Below are 14,074 nucleotides of genomic sequence, written 5' to 3'. Positions count from 1 at the left end.
GCGGACCCTGCTGGGGCTCGCGAGCCCCGGCACGCGCGACCGCCGCGTTGTCGTCGGTCGCGCCCCTGTCTCCGCGGTCCCGCGGGCACGGGAGGTGCCCCCAAGAAGCGCCCTCGGGCGCGTTTCGAAAGTCCCGTCCGGCCGGAGCCCCGCCCTCCGGGCGATCGACGCTACCTCCGGAACACGCCCTAGCCCTGCAGCCCCTGCGCCGCCGCGATGCCCAGCAGCACGATCAGCGTCACCACGACGAAGACGAAGATCCGCTGGCGCAGCAGACGCGGGTTCGCCGGCCTGCGCCCGCCGCCCGACGTGCGGATGCCGGGCCGCGAGCCCGGACGGCCTCCGCCGGTGCGGGGCGACGAGCCGCGCGTGCCCCGTGGACGCCCCGCGGGCTTCGTCCCCGGCCTCGATCCCGCGGTGCCCGGCGCCGTCCGCTGCCCGGGCGCCGGCGTCCGCTGGGGACGTCCCTGTGCGGACCGGTCCCCGGCCCGCTCGGTCGTGCGCTCCGTGTAGCGCTCCGTCAGCCGCCCCGTGGTGCGGTCGTGCCCGCCGTGGTCGGGCCGCGGCACCGTGGGCCGGGTGTCCGGCAGGCCCTGGGCCTCCCGCGCGGCGATCTCCTTGAGCCGCATGGACAGCTGCAGCGTGCTGGGACGTTCCTCCGGCTCCTTGGCGAGACAGGCCCGGACGAGCGGGGCGAGCGCGTCCGGAACCCCGTGCAGCTGCGGCTCCTCGTGCACCACCCGGTACAGCATGACCTCGGAACTGCCGTGCCCGAAGGGTGAGTCGGCCATCGCCGCGTACGCCAGCGTGGCGCCCAGCGCGAAGACGTCCGTCGCGGGCGTGACCACCGCGCCCCGCACCTGCTCGGGCGCCAGGAAACCGGGGGAGCCCACGGCCGTGCCCACATGCGTGAGGGTGGACGCGCCGGTCGCCCAGGCGATGCCGAAGTCGATGATCCGCGGGCCCTTGGGGGAGAGCAGGATGTTCGACGGCTTCAGGTCCCGATGCACCACTCCGGCCTCGTGGACGGCCACCAGGCCCTCCGAGAGCGCCGCGCCGATCGCGGCCACATCGGCGGCCGGCAGGGGTCCCTCCTCGGCCACCTTGTCGTGCAGCGACGGCCCCGGCACGTACTGCGTGGCGAACCAGGGACGGTCCGCCTCCAGGTCGGCGGCCACCAGCCGGGCCGTGCACCCGCCGCGGATCCGCCGCGCGGCGGACACCTCGCGGGCGAACCGCGACCTGAACTCCTGGTCCTCGGCGAGATCCGGTCGGATCACCTTCAGGGCGACCCGCTGCCCGCGCCGGTCGGAACCGAGGTACACGACCCCCATGCCGCCCGCGCCCAGCCGCCGGTGCAGCCTGAACGAGCCGACGACACGCGGATCCTCGCGCCGGAGCCGCATCATCGCCATGTCCGTCCCCTACCTACGGTGGGGAGACCCCACCCCCGCAGCCGCGGTTATCCGTTTGACGTGGCACAGCTTACGTACCCGCGCCCCGGCACGCTCATAGGCCGCGCCCTCACGACCCGGTCGATTGTCAGTGCTGGGTGGGAAACTTGAGGAGTGGTCAGAGGGCGGCGGATCCACGCCTCCTGGCCCGTGCGATTTCCCAATGGTCCGTCGCAGAAGGGGGAGTTGGATCAATGAAGGGTGACCGCGTGGAGATAGTCGTGGACGCCGGTGACACGACTCGTACGTATGAAGTGGTGGCAAGCCGGGCGGGGCGCAGGGTCGAGACGGCGGTCCGCAGGGGGGTGGTGGAAGTGAGCGAAGTCACCCGGAACGGCTCGGTTGTACGGACCGCCCGATTCATGGCCAACCGCGTACTGGCCCTGGTCGAGCAGCCCGTACCCAGGGAGGACTCCTCGGAGCGTCCCCTCGGGGAAGTCCCCCAGTCCTAGGTCCGCGTCTCCACCCAGGGGAGTACGCCGCGGGGTGGTGGCTCATCCTCCGGGAGGCCCGCCAATCGGTACGCGGGCATGACGCCCGGAGGCCGCCGTTTCCCTAGTGTTGAGGTCAAGCGGCGGGTGCAGCACTCGTCCCCCGAGGCCGGACGCCCGCCGCTGCCAGACACGACAGGAGAGGAACCATGGCGGACACGGCATCGCGGACCATGATCCGCACGCAGGGACGGAAGGCTTCCGCCTCGTTCGGCGTCCGCCCGTCCGGCCGGCGCCACCCGCTGGTGGCCACGGCGATGGTTCTTCCCCTGGCCGCACTGCTGGTGGTCGTCTTCGGCGGCTGGGAGGCAGTGATGACACAGGCGTCGTCCGTGGGCGTGATGCTGGGGCGCTGAGCGGCGCCCCGGGCCCGGGAGAGCGGCCCGGGCCGGGGACATCCGGCCAACAACCCCGTGGGGACGGGGGTGCGGCGGACGGCAGCGGTGGCCGGTCGGCTGGGGAGCTGACCGGCCACCGCTTTGTCTTCTCCCGGGCGGCCGCCGGGAGCCTCCGTGCCCGACGGCGTGTCCCGGGCAGCGGCCCCTCCCCGGGGACCGCCCGTTTCCGGTCCCCGGCCGCGGGGCCCTGGTGAGGGGCCGTAGGGTCGGGGCGTGCAGCAGGAGACCGAGCCACTCGTCAGGGCGCTCGACGCCGTCGCCGGCCGGGCCGCGCACCTGCCCGGGCCACGCCGAGAGTGCTCCGCCTGTGGACGGACCGGGGGAGTGCTGGCCGACCGGGCCGACGGGACCGTCGTACGGCACGGGCGGGCCGTCGCCAAGGCGCACGCTCCCGGCACGGACCCCGCCGCCCACCGTGTCCGGCTCGCCGTCGCCGCGCACCCGCGGCTCGCCGGGATCCTGCTGCCACCCCTCCCGGTGGCCGCCGGCGACGTGCGGGGCCGTCCCGTGACCGCCTGGCCGTACGGGACGCCCGTCGACCCCGACGACCCTTCCGCCGCCCCCTGGGAGGAGACCGCGGCCCTGCTCGCCCGCCTCCACGCCGTACCGCCCGGGGCGCTTCCCGGGCCGTTGCCGGCCATGCGGGGGCCCGCGAAGGCGGCCGCGGCCGTGGCCCGGATGCGGGCGGCCGGTGACCGTCCCGCCACCGCTCCCGTGCTGGCCGCGTGGGCGGGGCTGCCCGCCTGGGCCCGCGACGAGGCGCCCTCGCCCGTGGCGGGCGCCCTCTGCCACGGCGACCTCCACCTCGGCCAGCTCGTCCGCCACCCCGCGGGCAGCGGCCCCTGGCTGCTGATAGACGTCGACGACCTGGGACTGGGCGACCCGGCCTGGGACCTCGCCCGCCCCGCCGCCTGGTACGCGTCCGGCCTGCTGCCCCCGGACGTCTGGGACCGTTTCCTCGGTGCCTACCGCGCGGCCGGCGGTCCGGCCGTGCCGCCCGCGGGAGACCCGTGGCCGCGTCTCGACGTGCCCGCCCGGGCCCTGACCGTCCAGACCGCGGCGCTCGCCGTCGCCAAGTCAACCGCGGAGGATCGGGAGCTGGACGAGGTCGAGCTGAGCGTCGTCGACGCTTGTGCCCGAATCGCCACACTCCCACCCGAGTTGAAGCAGACCCCCTCGTCGTAGGGTGATACCACCATCCGAACGGCGAGGAGTTGAGCCGACATGCAGTGTCCCAAGTGCCATGCGCCCATGCACACGTACAACCGCAATGGCGTCCAGATCGAGCAGTGCAGCGGCTGCCGGGGGATCTTCCTCGACTACGGGGAGCTCGAGGCGCTGACCCGCCTGGAGTCGCAGTGGGTGCAGCAGGCGCCGCCCGCGCCGCCGGCCCCGCAGGCCTACCCGGCCCAGCCCGCCCCCGCCTGGGGCGCCCCGCACCACGGCCACCACGGCCACGGCCACCACCGCAGCTTCGGCCGGATGCTCTTCTCGTCCTGAGAAGTCCGGGCAACGACGGAGCCCCCGGCCGCGAGCTGCGGCCGGGGGCTCCGGGCTGTGGACGATACTGGGATTGAACCAGTGACCTCTTCCGTGTCAGGGAAGCGCTCTCCCGCTGAGCTAATCGTCCTCGGGACCACGATCCGAAGATCGTGGGCACTGCGTGCGCGATACTGGGATTGAACCAGTGACCTCTTCCGTGTCAGGGAAGCGCTCTCCCGCTGAGCTAATCGCGCGTGGTCCTCGCGGACCCGATCCTTGCGGATCAGTGGACGATACTGGGATTGAACCAGTGACCTCTTCCGTGTCAGGGAAGCGCTCTCCCGCTGAGCTAATCGTCCTTGGAGGTGGAGACGGGATTTGAACCCGTGTAGACGGCTTTGCAGGCCGTTGCCTCGCCTCTCGGCCACTCCACCCGGAGTGCAGGGGTTCGGGAAGATCCCCCACTTCGAGCGGACGACGAGATTCGAACTCGCGACCCTCACCTTGGCAAGGTGATGCTCTACCAACTGAGCCACGTCCGCTTGTCGTTTCCGTTTCGCTTGCGCGTCCCGGCGACGTGTTGAACTCTAGCGGATTCCTGGGCCAGTACAAAAACGCGTTTGCCCAGCGTGCTGCGCTGACCCCAGCCCCAAGCGTCCCACCGGCCCTCCGCCCTAGACTCACATCCGTGCCACACCTCGCTCCCCTGGCCCGCTTCGGCGGCCTCGTCGCAACCGACCTGCGGGATGTCACCAGCGATCCCGAGGCCCTGGACTCGTCCGGCTTCTGGGCGGTCTGCGCCGACTTCGAAGGCCGTCTGACCTGCGCCCGCTTCGGTGGCGTCCGCCCGGCGCCGGTGCCGGAACCCGTCCCCGGCGCCTGGCGCGGCCCCGCGCCGGGCGACTGGACGTCCTCGCTCGACCGCGCCGCGTACACGGCGGGCGTGCGCAGGATCCGCGAGCACATCGCGGCCGGGGAGGTCTATCAGGCCAATCTCTGCCGGGTGCTCTCCGCGCCGCTCCCCGGCGGCGGCGCCGAGGCCGATGTCGAGGCCCTCACGGCGCTGCTGGCCCGGGGCAACCCCGCCCCCTATGCCGGAACGATTCGGCTGCCCGCGCACGGCGTGGAGATCGCCACGGCCTCGCCCGAGCTCTTCCTGCGGCGAGAGGGCCGCACCGTGGAGTCCGGCCCGATCAAGGGCACCGGCAGGACCGCCGAGGACCTCCTCGACAAGGACCGCGCCGAGAACGTGATGATCGTCGACCTCGTCCGCAACGACCTCGGACGGGTCTGCGCCACCGGTTCCGTCACCGTCCCCGAGCTGTGCGTGATCGAGCCGCACCCCGGCCTGGTCCACCTGGTCTCCACCGTGCGCGGCGAGCTCGCCGCCGGGGCCGGCTGGAAGGAGCTCCTCGACGCCGCCTTCCCGCCGGGCTCGGTGACCGGCGCGCCCAAGTCCAGCGCCCTGAAGATCATCGACGCGCTGGAGACCGCCCCCCGCGGGCCGTACTGCGGCGGCATCGGCTGGGTCGACGCCGACCGCCGCACCGCCGAGCTGGCCGTCGGCATACGCACCTTCTGGATCGACCGGGCGGAGGGCGTCCTGCGCTTCGGCACCGGAGCAGGGATCACCTGGGGATCCGACCCCGAGCGGGAGTGGGCGGAGACGGAACTGAAGGCCTCCCGGCTGCTCGCGGTAGCGTCGGGAACGTACGAGGCGAGCGGAAGGACCATCGGGAAATGAAGCTGTGGGTCAACGGCGGACTGCACGACGCGGACGCCGCCAGGGTGTCGGTACTGGACCACGGGCTGACCGTCGGCGACGGCATCTTCGAGACGCTCAAGGCCGTCCACGGCCGGCCCTTCGCGCTCGACCTCCATCTGGACCGGCTCACCCGCTCCGCGCGCGGCCTCGGCCTGCCCGACCCGGACCTCGACGAGATCCGCCGGGCCTGCGCCGCCGTCCTGGAGGCCAACCCCATGGAGCTGGGCCGGCTGCGCATCACCTACACCGGCGGGCTCTCCCCGCTCGGCTCCGACCGGGGGGACTCCGGCCCCACCGTCGTCGTCGCCCTCGGCGAGACCAAGCCCCGCCCCGACACCACCGCCGTCATCACCGTCCCGTGGACCCGCAACGAGCGCAGCGCGCTCGCCGGGCTCAAGACCACCTCGTACGCGGAGAACGTCGTCGCCCTCGCGAAGGCCCACGAGCGGGGGGCCTCGGAGGCACTCTTCGCGAACACCGTCGGCCGGCTCTGCGAAGGCACCGGGTCCAACGTCTTCGTCGTCCTGGACGGCCAGCTGCACACCCCACCCCTCGCCTCCGGCTGCCTCGCCGGCATCACCCGCGCCCTGACCGTCGAATGGACCGGCGCCCAGGAGACCGACCTGCCCATGGACGCCCTCGAGCGTGCCGAGGAGATCTTCCTGACCTCCACCCTCCGCGACGTCCAGGCGGTCCACCGGATCGACGGCCGCGACCTGCCGGGCGCCCCCGGCCCCGTGACCGCCAAGGCCATGCGGGTCTTCGCCGAGCGCTCCGCACAGATATAGCCGCCTCCGCGCCCAACCGGATGATGTGCGGGCCCCGGGCGGGTAGAACACCGGTGATGACCACCACCCTGCGGCCGTCCGGGCCGCTCCAGAAGGCCGCCGACGGCGCCAAGTTCCGTACTTACGACGTCTGCGTGAACAGCCGGCCCGTGGGCGCGGTCGAGCTCGGTACATCGGCCGCGTTCGGACCGGGGGCGGGGGAGATCCGGTCCCTGCGCATCCACGAGGCCGACCGGGGGCGCGGCCGTGGCACGGTCGCCGCCCTCGCCGCCGAGGAGGTCCTGCGGGGCTGGGGCTGCGACCAGATCCTGATCTCCGTCCCGGCGGACGCGGCGGTCGCCCTGCGCCTGGCCGCCGCCCTCGGCTACACCGAGCGCAGCCGGAACATGGCCAAGCGGCTCGGACAGGCCCCCGAGCTGCCCCCGGGCCTCCGGATCCGGCCCATGACGGAGGCGGAGTTCCGGCCCTGGCGGGCCGCGTCGATGGAGGGCTACGTCCGCAGCTGGACCGAACGCGGCGTCCCGCCGGAGCAGGCCAGGGCGAAGGCCGAGGCCGGCCACCGGGAGTACCTGCCCGACGGGCTCGCCACCGAGGGCGCCGCGCTCCGGGTGGCGGTGGCGGACGGCGCCGTCGTCGGGCACCTGTGGACCGGGCGGCACGTCCTGGCCTCCGGCGACCCGGTCGCCTACGTCTACGACGTGGAGGTCGCGGCCGGACAGCGCGGCAAGGGTTACGGCCGGGCACTGATGCACCTCGCCGAACGGCTCGCCCTGGACTCCGGCGAGACGCTGCTGGCGCTGCATGTCTTCACCGGCAACACCCCCGCGCTGCGCCTCTACGAGTCGCTCGGCTACCGGACCACCCACATCAACAGCTTCAAGCCGCTCCTCTAGGGCGTGTTTCGAAAGTAGCGTCGTCCGCGCGGAGGCCGGACGGGACCTTCGAAACACGCCCTGGGCCGACGCCGCGGGCTCGGGGCGGGGGCCGACGGCCGGGGAAGGGCCGGGGCGCAGGGCGGGAGCAGGCGCAGGGCCGGAGAAGCGACCGCGACTACGCCCGGGCCTCGGCCAGCAGCCGGTCGGCGATCTCCTCGACGCGCTCGCGCAGCCCCTCCTGGATCTTGCCGCCGTCCAGCCGCTGTCCGCCGATGATGTACGTCGGGGTGCCGGTCACACCGATCGCCTTGCCCTCGGCCTGGTCGGCGTCGACGATCAGCAGATGCCGTCCGTCGATGAGGGCGGTGTCGAACTCCTCGGCGTCCAGGCCCAGTTCCCGCGCCACGTCCAGCAGCAGCGGCTCACCGCGGGAGGCCAGCTCCTCGTGCCTGGCGAGCACCGCTTCCGCGTACGGCCAGCCCTTGCCCTGCGCCACGGCCTCCTCGGCCGCCTGCGCGGCGGCGTAGGCGTGCTTGTGCTTCTCCAGCGGGAAGTGGCGCAGCCGCACCTCCAGCGCGTCCCCGTAGCGCTCGCGCAGGGCGCGCAGGTCGTCCAGGGCGGTGTGGCAGTCGGGGCACTGGAGCTCGCACCAGACGTCCAGGACGACGGGGGAGGGGGCGGGCTCGGAGGCGCGGTCGGTGGTGGAGTCGCTCATGGGAGCAGTCTTTCAGGAGGGCCGCCGCCGCCCCAACCGGACCGGGGTCGCGGAGGGAAACGGAACCCGACCTGGGGAGGAGACCGCCCCGGAGATCTCCCTGAGGTCGCCCCCGACCGTGGCCGCCGCACCGCGGTCCGGTGCAGGATGGAAGGGACGTATCGCCCCACGCCTGGAGGACGGGATGCTTGCCGAGACCATTTGCTCCGCCGTCTCCGTGGCCGGGCTCGGGATCGCCGCCGTGACGGCGTACCGCAAGCGCTTCCTGGCCGCCGCCCGGATCGCGGCCTACTCGCTCGTGCCGCTCGGGCTGGTGATGACCGGTGCCGTCGAGTGGCTGGCCCGTACGGCGTTCAGCCCGACGGCATGGGCGGGATTCGGTGTGCTGGGAGTGGCGTGGCTGCTCCTCATGACCACACGCGCCGTCGAACGGCGCAGGGGCGGCGCCCGCAAGGAGCGCGGGGCCGCCGGGGCCGGGCGACCGGGGGCGGTCGCCCCCGGCGCTTCGGCGCCCTCGCTCGGGTCCGGTGCCGGGTCGTCCGCCGGCCGGCCGGCCACCGGGCCGCGGGCCGCCGCGCCCGCCGACGACCTTAGCGACATCGAGGCCATCCTCAAGAAGCACGGCATCTGAGCGGAAGCGCGGAGTCCGGGCCACCCGCGGTACGGCTTTCGGGTCCGCGGGCGTCTCGCATCCTGGGACGAGTGGCGCCCGGGGGCACGGGATGGGGTGAACTGCGGCTGAAGAAAGGCCTATTGGGTGATCGGCGGGGTGCGCGCTGCGTCATCATCACCCCGAGATGCTCGACACCACGCGGGACAGTGCGCCCGCCCCCACCGATCCTTCCGGAGAGCCGCGCGGCTGCTTGTTCGCGCTGTCCCAGCCACCGCTGATGATCTTTCTCTCCGTCGTCGGCCTGTTGCTCCTGATGGCCGCCGTGCACGATCTCTTCGTCCTGTGACGCCGGCGCGGCGGCCGCCCGGTCAGCCGGTGGCCGCCTCCTTGCGGCGCGCCCGGTACGCGGCCACGTGCAGGCGGTTACCGCAGGTACGGCTGTCGCAGTAGCGACGGGAGCGATTGCGTGACAGGTCGACGAAGGCGCGGCCGCAGTCCGGGGCCTCGCAGCGGCGCAGCCGCTCCTGCTCGCCGGCCACGACGATGAACGCCAGCGCCATGCCGCAGTCGGCGGCGAGGTGGTCGGCGACCGACGCGCCCGGCGCGAAGTAGTGCACGTGCCAGTCGTAGCCGTCGTGGTCGGTCAGCTGGGGCGTGGTGCCCGCGGCGGCGACCAGCTGGTTGATCAGCTCGGCGGCGGACCGGGCGTCGGGCGCCGCGAACACCTCGGCGAACCGTTTCCGTACGTCCTGGACGGCTTCGAGATCGCGGATGCCGAGGTCGCCGACGTCGCTGACGTTGTGGCTCCGTACGAACGTGTACAGCGACGCGACGTCCCCGAGTTCGTCGTCCCGGCCGCTCTCGGCCGCGGTGTTCATCAGATCGACGACGGTGTCGAGGGCGATCCTTGTGTCGTGTGGGATCAGCACGCTTCGCTCCCTGGCCTGCTGCGGGCCGGTGCCCGCAGAATTGCGCTGACTCTAGCGGCTCTCCCGTGCAGGGCTCCGGCGGCTCCGGGGCAGGGCCGGAACACGGCGGTGCCGTCACCGCGATGGATTCGCGGTGACGGCACCGGATGTCCGCCGGTCGGCGGCCGTATGAGGTTGTCCGCGCGGCGCCGTCGCCCCGAGTCGGACGGCGCCGTGCGGCTCTCGGCCTGGCTCAGCTTTCGGCCAGGATGTGCGAGAGCTCTGTGTCGAGATCGAAGTGACGGTGCTCGGTGCCGGGTGGCACCGCGGCGTCGGTCCTCTTCAGGAACGACTCCAGGGCCCGCGCGGGGGCTTCGAGCAGGGCTTCGCCTTCCGGCGAGCTCAGTGCGATGCAGACGACGCCCTGACCGTGGCTGCGGGACGGCCAGACTCGGACGTCGCCGGTGCCGGTGGGCCGGTGGAGCCCTTCGGCGAGGAGGTCGCGGGCGAATACCCACTCGACCGTCTCTTCGGCTCCGGTGTGGAAGGTGGCGTGCACGGCATAGGGATCGGCCGTGTCATACCGCAGGCCCGCCGGTACAGGCAGTGAGGACTCGCTCGATACAACGAGGCGCAGGTGCAGCTCGCAGCTGACCGTGGTGTTCATAAGCGCCAGGGCCTTTCGCTCAGTGTGCGCTCGGGGATTCGCACGTCGGCGAAATCGACATGCCACCTACGGTGCCGTTGTAAACCCCTCTGTCTGTTTTGTGATTGTTGAGGTACCTCGTATGGCGGTGTGTAACTGGTGGTTATACGCCCATTCCGGTGACGTCGCCGAGTCGGGTAGGTTGGGCCCTATGAATGCGGAGAGTGACGAGCGGGGGAAGGTCGTCCAATCGGCGGCCCCGGCCCCCGCGACGGGGGACGTGACGGACGGCGCGGTGGTGGAACCGGCGGTGGATCCGCCGCTCGGCTCCCGGGCGCCCGAATTCATCAAGGCGCGGCGCTCGCTGCACCTGAGCTGGCAGGTCGGTGTCTTCATCGTCGGCCTCGCCGTGGTCGGGGCAGGCGTCAGCATGCTCGTGCTGCCCGGGCCGGGCTGGGTGGTGATCTTCGCCGGTATGGCGATCTGGGCCACCGAGTTCGTCTGGGCCCAGCTGGTCCTGCGCCGCACCAAGAAGTGGGTCGCCGACGCGGCGCAGCGCGCGCTCGACCCCAAGGTCCGCAAGCGCAACATCATCCTGACCACCGTCGGACTGGTGATCACGTGCGCACTGCTCGGGATCTATCTGTGGAAGTACGGCCTCGCGATGCCGTGGGACGTCTGGGGCTGACCGGGGATGGTCAGGGGCCCCGCTGACATGGGGTAATGTTTGCGGTGCGCCCGGGCGATTAGCTCAGTGGGAGAGCGCTTCGTTCACACCGAAGAGGTCACTGGTTCGAACCCAGTATCGCCCACCACCCGGACCGGAGGCCCCGGAGACCGCGACAGTCTCCGGGGCCTCCGGCATGTCCGGGCCGGGGGCTCAGCGCATCCTGCCCAGAGCGTCCCGTAGGCGCCGTGCCTCCCGCAGCCGCTGCTCGTACGTCGCGCCCACCGCCAGCAGCAGCATCCCCGCCAGCGCCGGCGGCAGCCAGCGCGGCAGCGCACCGGCCAGCTGGACGACGTACGGCGCGAGCTCGTGCAGCCCCACCAGCGCCAGCACCGCACCGCCCAGCACCAGCGGTGTCCGCAGCCGGAAGCGGGCACCGGCCAGGGTGACCACCAGCGCGGCGACGCCCAGCAGCAGCGGCCGCGGCCAGTCCGGGTCCAGCCAGGCAGCCACCAGACTCGGCACGAGCGTCGCCGCCAGCCCGGGACCGTACGCCGTCCAGGACGACGCCCCCGCGTCGCGGCGCCTGCGCAGCGCACCCACCACGAGCGCCGGCACGGTCGCCGGCAGCGTGTACGCCTCCGGCGCCGTCACGTCCCACACCGCCAGCCGCACCCACGTCGCCGCCACGAACAGCACGGCAGCGGTCCACCCCGCCGCGCGCCCCCGCTCCGGACGCATGGCCGTCGCGGCCGCCACGACGCCGCCGAGCGCCAGCACCAGCGCCAGGACGGCCGGCCGGGAGGCCGCCAGGGCGACCGCGGGGATCGCGGCGCCCGCGCCCGTCAGCTCCACCGGCAGCGCCACCGCATGACGCCCCAGCCGGGTGCCGAGCACGGCGGTCCCCGCCGGCACCATCAGCAGGACCAGGGCGGCCCGGTGTGCCGGAAGCCCCGCGGACGCGGCCGCCGCACCGATGAACCCGGCCGCCGCGACCACCGCCGCACAGGCGAGCACCGCCCGCGGCGCCCGCCCGGCCGAGGGCCCGGCCCCCACCGCCGCACCGGCGAGGAGCACGGTGAGCAGCCCCGTCGCCGTGAGCGTGGCCGCCTCGGTGGCCAGGGACAGCGCCACGGCACTCAGCGCCGAGGCCAGCGCGCAGCCGAGAGCGACGCCCCCGAGGGGCGCGCCCGCCGCCGACGGGTCCGGCAGCCGGGTCGTCAGGACCGAGGGGCGCACCGCCAGGGCCGCGAGGGCCGCGGCGATCACCAGCTGCGCGGCGAGCGCCGGCGCGTACGGCAGGTGCAGCGCCGCCGGCACGACCGCCGTCGCCGCCCACACCAGCGCCAGCGCCCCGCACCGGGCGTCCGCCCGGGGAAGGAGCGCCAGGACCGCGGCCACCGTCAGCAGAACCGCCGGAGTCGTCCAGGGAGCCCCGGGCGCACTGGACGGGACGTCCGGCCAGACGGCCGTCAGGGCCGTCGCGGGCTCCGTCAGCGCCGTCACGGCCGGCGCCGCCGCCCACAGCACCACCACCGACTGCACGACCGCGGACGCGCTCCACAGGCCGAGCCGCACCCCGCGCGGCGTCCCGGCCCGGACCGCCGCCACCAGAGCCACCGCGCACCACAGGTAACCCGGCACCGCCCACGTGCCCGGCAGCACCTCCCGCAGCAGCCCGCCCGCACCGGCCACGGCCGCCAGACCCGCCCCGGACGCGCACGCCACCGCCCCCACCGCGGCCGGCGCACGCCACGCCGCGAACAGCCCGAGCCCCGCCACGGCCAGCAGCAGCGCCGCCGGCGCAGCGCCGCCCCCGGCCACCGACAGCCACCCGCCCGTCAGTGCCGCCCAGCTCCCCGCCACGCACGCCGAGACCGTCGCGACCACCCGTACCGCCACCGGCCGCGCCCACAGCGCGACCGCCACGTCCAGGCCCGCCGTCGCCCACGCCGCCCACCCGAGCGCCGTCGCCCCCGCGTCCGAGGCCAGCGCCGCGAGCGGCAACGGCAGTTGCGCGGCCACCACCGCGACCGGCACGGGAGTCCGCAAGCCCTTCACACCCGTCCCGTACGCCGCCCACAGCACCGCCAGGACACCCGACGCGACCGCCGCGTACCCCAGCCCGTCCGCGCCCGGCAGCGCCACCCGGTGCAGCGCGTACGCGTCCAGCACCGTCAGCACCAGTGCCAGCGCCGCCACGGACTCCGCCGTCGACGCCAGCGTGCGGCGCAGCAGCGCGACCGGCGCCGCGAGCGCCGCGGCTGTCACCACGGCCAGCACCGCGGCCCGGCCGCCAATACCCATCCGGCCCCAGCTGACCAGCGTGAAGGCGACCGCCGCGACCGTCAGCAGGACCCCGCCCAGCGTGAGCAGCACATTCTGGGCACTGCGCGGAGTCGTTTCCGGGGTCCGTGGCGGGAGCGGCCCGCCCGCTCCCGCGGCCGCCGGCCCGGCGGCCGCGTGCAGCACACCCAGCAGCCACGCCCGGCGCGCCAGCAACTGCGAACGTCGTGCGTCGAGCTGGGCGAGCTCCCGGTCGATCAGCACCAGCTCATGGGCGGGCTGCGGCGGCGACGGCTGCGGTGGTGGCACATTCTTCATGGGGGGAGTGTGGAGCCCGGTCACACCGCCCGGCCATGGGCGCGGATACTCAGATACGGCGTGAGTACGGCCCCCGCGGACACACTGGCCGCATGGACTGGAGCCACTACCGATTCCGGAGCGTCTGGTGTCTGCCCGCCCCGCCGGACGCCGTGTACGCGGTGCTGGAGCGCCCCGACGACTACCCCCGCTGGTGGCCCCAGGTGCGCGAGGCGGCCCGGCGCGACGACCGCACCGGAACCGCTCGCATCCGGTCCTTCCTCCCCTTCGACCTCGTCCTTACCGTCACCGAGCGGCGCCGCGACCCCGCCGCGCGCGTCCTGGAGTCGGCGCTCTCGGGTGACGTCGAGGGCTGGGCGCGCTGGACCGTCAGCGCGCACGGTGCCGGTGGCAGCCGGGCGCTCTACGAACAGGAGGTCGACGTCCAACGGCCCCTCCTGCGGTACCTCGCCGTCCCCTGCAGGCCCCTGTTCGCCGCCAACCACAGGCTGATGATGCGGTCCGGGCGCCGCGGCCTCGCGGCCCTGCTCCGCGCGGTTTGAAGGAAGCCCCGGGGGACCTGTATGGTTCAGTGCGTTCCCGGGCGATTAGCTCAGTGGGAGAGCGCTTCGTTCACACCGAAGAGGTCACTGGTTCGAACCCAGTATCGCCCACCGGGAAAGGCCGGT

16 protein-coding genes and 7 tRNA genes are annotated in these 14,074 nt (G+C 73.9%); 13 read left to right on the top strand and 10 right to left on the bottom strand.

The window, feature by feature from the left end; translation table 11 throughout:
- Positions 1-188: 188 nt before the first annotated feature.
- Positions 189-1,415, bottom strand: a complete 1,227-nt coding sequence (locus ACY34K_RS31120) for a serine/threonine-protein kinase (RefSeq protein WP_462753091.1) — start codon at positions 1,413-1,415, stop codon at positions 189-191.
- A 233-nt stretch (positions 1,416-1,648) separates the two neighbouring features.
- Here ACY34K_RS31120 and ACY34K_RS31115 point away from each other — a divergent pair, with 233 nt between their 5' ends.
- The 4 genes from ACY34K_RS31115 to ACY34K_RS31100 all read left to right on the top strand — a co-directional run bounded on the left by ACY34K_RS31115 (position 1,649) and on the right by ACY34K_RS31100 (position 3,843).
- Positions 1,649-1,906, top strand: a complete 258-nt coding sequence (locus ACY34K_RS31115) for a hypothetical protein (RefSeq protein ID WP_462753089.1) — start codon at positions 1,649-1,651, stop codon at positions 1,904-1,906.
- Positions 1,907-2,094: 188 nt separating this feature from the next.
- Positions 2,095-2,301, top strand: a complete 207-nt coding sequence (locus ACY34K_RS31110; RefSeq protein WP_462753088.1) for a hypothetical protein — start codon at positions 2,095-2,097, stop codon at positions 2,299-2,301.
- Positions 2,302-2,556: 255 nt separating this feature from the next.
- A complete protein-coding gene (locus ACY34K_RS31105) occupies positions 2,557-3,528 on the top strand; it encodes a phosphotransferase family protein (protein WP_462753086.1) in 972 nt (323 codons plus the stop codon).
- Positions 3,529-3,567: 39 nt separating this feature from the next.
- Complete coding sequence (locus ACY34K_RS31100) at positions 3,568-3,843, top strand: TFIIB-type zinc ribbon-containing protein (protein ID WP_462753084.1); 276 nt, start codon at positions 3,568-3,570, stop codon at positions 3,841-3,843.
- A gap of 58 nt (positions 3,844-3,901) precedes the next feature.
- Here the strand turns inward: ACY34K_RS31100 and ACY34K_RS31095 are convergent.
- The 5 genes from ACY34K_RS31095 to ACY34K_RS31075 form a co-directional block, all read right to left on the bottom strand.
- A tRNA-Val gene (locus ACY34K_RS31095) sits at positions 3,902-3,973 on the bottom strand.
- Between the two features lie 34 nt (positions 3,974-4,007).
- A tRNA-Val gene (locus ACY34K_RS31090) sits at positions 4,008-4,079 on the bottom strand.
- Between the two features lie 33 nt (positions 4,080-4,112).
- Positions 4,113-4,184, bottom strand: a tRNA-Val gene (locus ACY34K_RS31085).
- Between the two features lies 1 nt (position 4,185).
- Positions 4,186-4,259: transfer RNA gene (locus ACY34K_RS31080), tRNA-Cys, on the bottom strand.
- Positions 4,260-4,294: 35 nt separating this feature from the next.
- Positions 4,295-4,367: transfer RNA gene (locus ACY34K_RS31075), tRNA-Gly, on the bottom strand.
- Between the two features lie 146 nt (positions 4,368-4,513).
- Here ACY34K_RS31075 and ACY34K_RS31070 point away from each other — a divergent pair.
- The 3 genes from ACY34K_RS31070 to ACY34K_RS31060 are packed head-to-tail and all read left to right on the top strand — an operon-like array spanning position 4,514 to position 7,271.
- On the top strand, positions 4,514-5,569 hold the full coding sequence (locus tag ACY34K_RS31070) for a chorismate-binding protein (protein WP_462753082.1): 1,056 nt from the start codon (positions 4,514-4,516) through the stop codon (positions 5,567-5,569).
- Positions 5,566-6,378: an aminotransferase class IV gene (locus ACY34K_RS31065; protein WP_462753080.1), complete on the top strand. Its 813-nt coding sequence runs from the start codon at positions 5,566-5,568 to the stop codon at positions 6,376-6,378. The genes ACY34K_RS31070 and ACY34K_RS31065 overlap by 4 nt, the downstream gene beginning before the upstream one ends.
- A gap of 56 nt (positions 6,379-6,434) precedes the next feature.
- Positions 6,435-7,271 (top strand): N-acetyltransferase family protein, encoded by an 837-nt coding sequence (locus ACY34K_RS31060; protein WP_462753078.1) that lies wholly within the window; start codon positions 6,435-6,437, stop codon positions 7,269-7,271.
- A 157-nt stretch (positions 7,272-7,428) separates the two neighbouring features.
- Here ACY34K_RS31060 and ACY34K_RS31055 read toward each other — a convergent pair whose 3' ends face one another.
- A complete protein-coding gene (locus ACY34K_RS31055) occupies positions 7,429-7,968 on the bottom strand; it encodes a DsbA family protein (RefSeq protein WP_462753076.1) in 540 nt (179 codons plus the stop codon).
- A gap of 184 nt (positions 7,969-8,152) precedes the next feature.
- Here ACY34K_RS31055 and ACY34K_RS31050 point away from each other — a divergent pair, with 184 nt between their 5' ends.
- Both ACY34K_RS31050 and ACY34K_RS31045 read left to right on the top strand, forming a co-directional pair.
- A complete protein-coding gene (locus tag ACY34K_RS31050; RefSeq protein ID WP_462753074.1) occupies positions 8,153-8,599 on the top strand; it encodes a hypothetical protein in 447 nt (148 codons plus the stop codon).
- Between the two features lie 166 nt (positions 8,600-8,765).
- A complete protein-coding gene (locus ACY34K_RS31045) occupies positions 8,766-8,927 on the top strand; it encodes a hypothetical protein (protein WP_462753072.1) in 162 nt (53 codons plus the stop codon).
- Between the two features lie 22 nt (positions 8,928-8,949).
- On the opposite strand, the gene ACY34K_RS31040 is transcribed toward ACY34K_RS31045, so the two are convergent.
- A complete protein-coding gene (locus tag ACY34K_RS31040; protein ID WP_462753070.1) occupies positions 8,950-9,510 on the bottom strand; it encodes a CGNR zinc finger domain-containing protein in 561 nt (186 codons plus the stop codon).
- A gap of 232 nt (positions 9,511-9,742) precedes the next feature.
- Positions 9,743-10,156 carry an SsgA family sporulation/cell division regulator gene (locus ACY34K_RS31035; RefSeq protein WP_003959770.1) on the bottom strand — a complete coding sequence of 138 codons (414 nt, stop codon included), beginning with the start codon at positions 10,154-10,156 and terminating at the stop codon, positions 9,743-9,745.
- A 190-nt stretch (positions 10,157-10,346) separates the two neighbouring features.
- On the opposite strand from ACY34K_RS31035, the gene ACY34K_RS31030 reads away from it, so the two are divergent.
- Entirely contained in the window at positions 10,347-10,823 is a 477-nt protein-coding gene (locus ACY34K_RS31030; protein WP_462753068.1) for a TIGR02611 family protein, read from the top strand.
- A gap of 52 nt (positions 10,824-10,875) precedes the next feature.
- Positions 10,876-10,950, top strand: a tRNA-Val gene (locus tag ACY34K_RS31025).
- 65 nt (positions 10,951-11,015) lie between these two features.
- Here the strand turns inward: ACY34K_RS31025 and ACY34K_RS31020 are convergent.
- A complete protein-coding gene (locus tag ACY34K_RS31020) occupies positions 11,016-13,406 on the bottom strand; it encodes an SCO7613 C-terminal domain-containing membrane protein (protein WP_462753066.1) in 2,391 nt (796 codons plus the stop codon).
- 92 nt (positions 13,407-13,498) lie between these two features.
- Here ACY34K_RS31020 and ACY34K_RS31015 point away from each other — a divergent pair, with 92 nt between their 5' ends.
- On the top strand, positions 13,499-13,948 hold the full coding sequence (locus ACY34K_RS31015; protein ID WP_462753064.1) for an SRPBCC family protein: 450 nt from the start codon (positions 13,499-13,501) through the stop codon (positions 13,946-13,948).
- 39 nt (positions 13,949-13,987) lie between these two features.
- A tRNA-Val gene (locus ACY34K_RS31010) sits at positions 13,988-14,059 on the top strand.
- The last annotated feature ends 15 nt before the right edge of the window (positions 14,060-14,074 follow it).

It is taken from the genome of Streptomyces sp. STAM6 (assembly GCF_054963715.1).
The sequence above is the reverse complement of the archived record's forward strand: the minus strand, read 5'-3'. Positions and strand labels throughout refer to the sequence as shown.

Bases quoted from the DNA above. Each gene is read 5' to 3' on its own strand.
- ACY34K_RS31030 (WP_462753068.1), top strand. From the start codon at position 10,347: ATGAATGCGGAGAGTGACGAGCGGGGGAAGGTCGTCCAATCGGCGGCC.
- ACY34K_RS31115 (WP_462753089.1), top strand. From the start codon at position 1,649: ATGAAGGGTGACCGCGTGGAGATAGTCGTGGACGCCGGTGACACGACT.
- ACY34K_RS31015 (WP_462753064.1), top strand. From the start codon at position 13,499: ATGGACTGGAGCCACTACCGATTCCGGAGCGTCTGGTGTCTGCCCGCC.
- ACY34K_RS31100 (WP_462753084.1), top strand. From the start codon at position 3,568: ATGCAGTGTCCCAAGTGCCATGCGCCCATGCACACGTACAACCGCAAT.
- ACY34K_RS31055 (WP_462753076.1), bottom strand. From the start codon at position 7,968: ATGAGCGACTCCACCACCGACCGCGCCTCCGAGCCCGCCCCCTCCCCC.
- ACY34K_RS31035 (WP_003959770.1), bottom strand. From the start codon at position 10,156: ATGAACACCACGGTCAGCTGCGAGCTGCACCTGCGCCTCGTTGTATCG.
- ACY34K_RS31110 (WP_462753088.1), top strand. From the start codon at position 2,095: ATGGCGGACACGGCATCGCGGACCATGATCCGCACGCAGGGACGGAAG.
- ACY34K_RS31050 (WP_462753074.1), top strand. From the start codon at position 8,153: ATGCTTGCCGAGACCATTTGCTCCGCCGTCTCCGTGGCCGGGCTCGGG.
- ACY34K_RS31060 (WP_462753078.1), top strand. From the start codon at position 6,435: ATGACCACCACCCTGCGGCCGTCCGGGCCGCTCCAGAAGGCCGCCGAC.
- ACY34K_RS31020 (WP_462753066.1), bottom strand. From the start codon at position 13,406: ATGAAGAATGTGCCACCACCGCAGCCGTCGCCGCCGCAGCCCGCCCAT.
- ACY34K_RS31120 (WP_462753091.1), bottom strand. From the start codon at position 1,415: ATGGCGATGATGCGGCTCCGGCGCGAGGATCCGCGTGTCGTCGGCTCG.
- ACY34K_RS31045 (WP_462753072.1), top strand. From the start codon at position 8,766: ATGCTCGACACCACGCGGGACAGTGCGCCCGCCCCCACCGATCCTTCC.
- ACY34K_RS31065 (WP_462753080.1), top strand. From the start codon at position 5,566: ATGAAGCTGTGGGTCAACGGCGGACTGCACGACGCGGACGCCGCCAGG.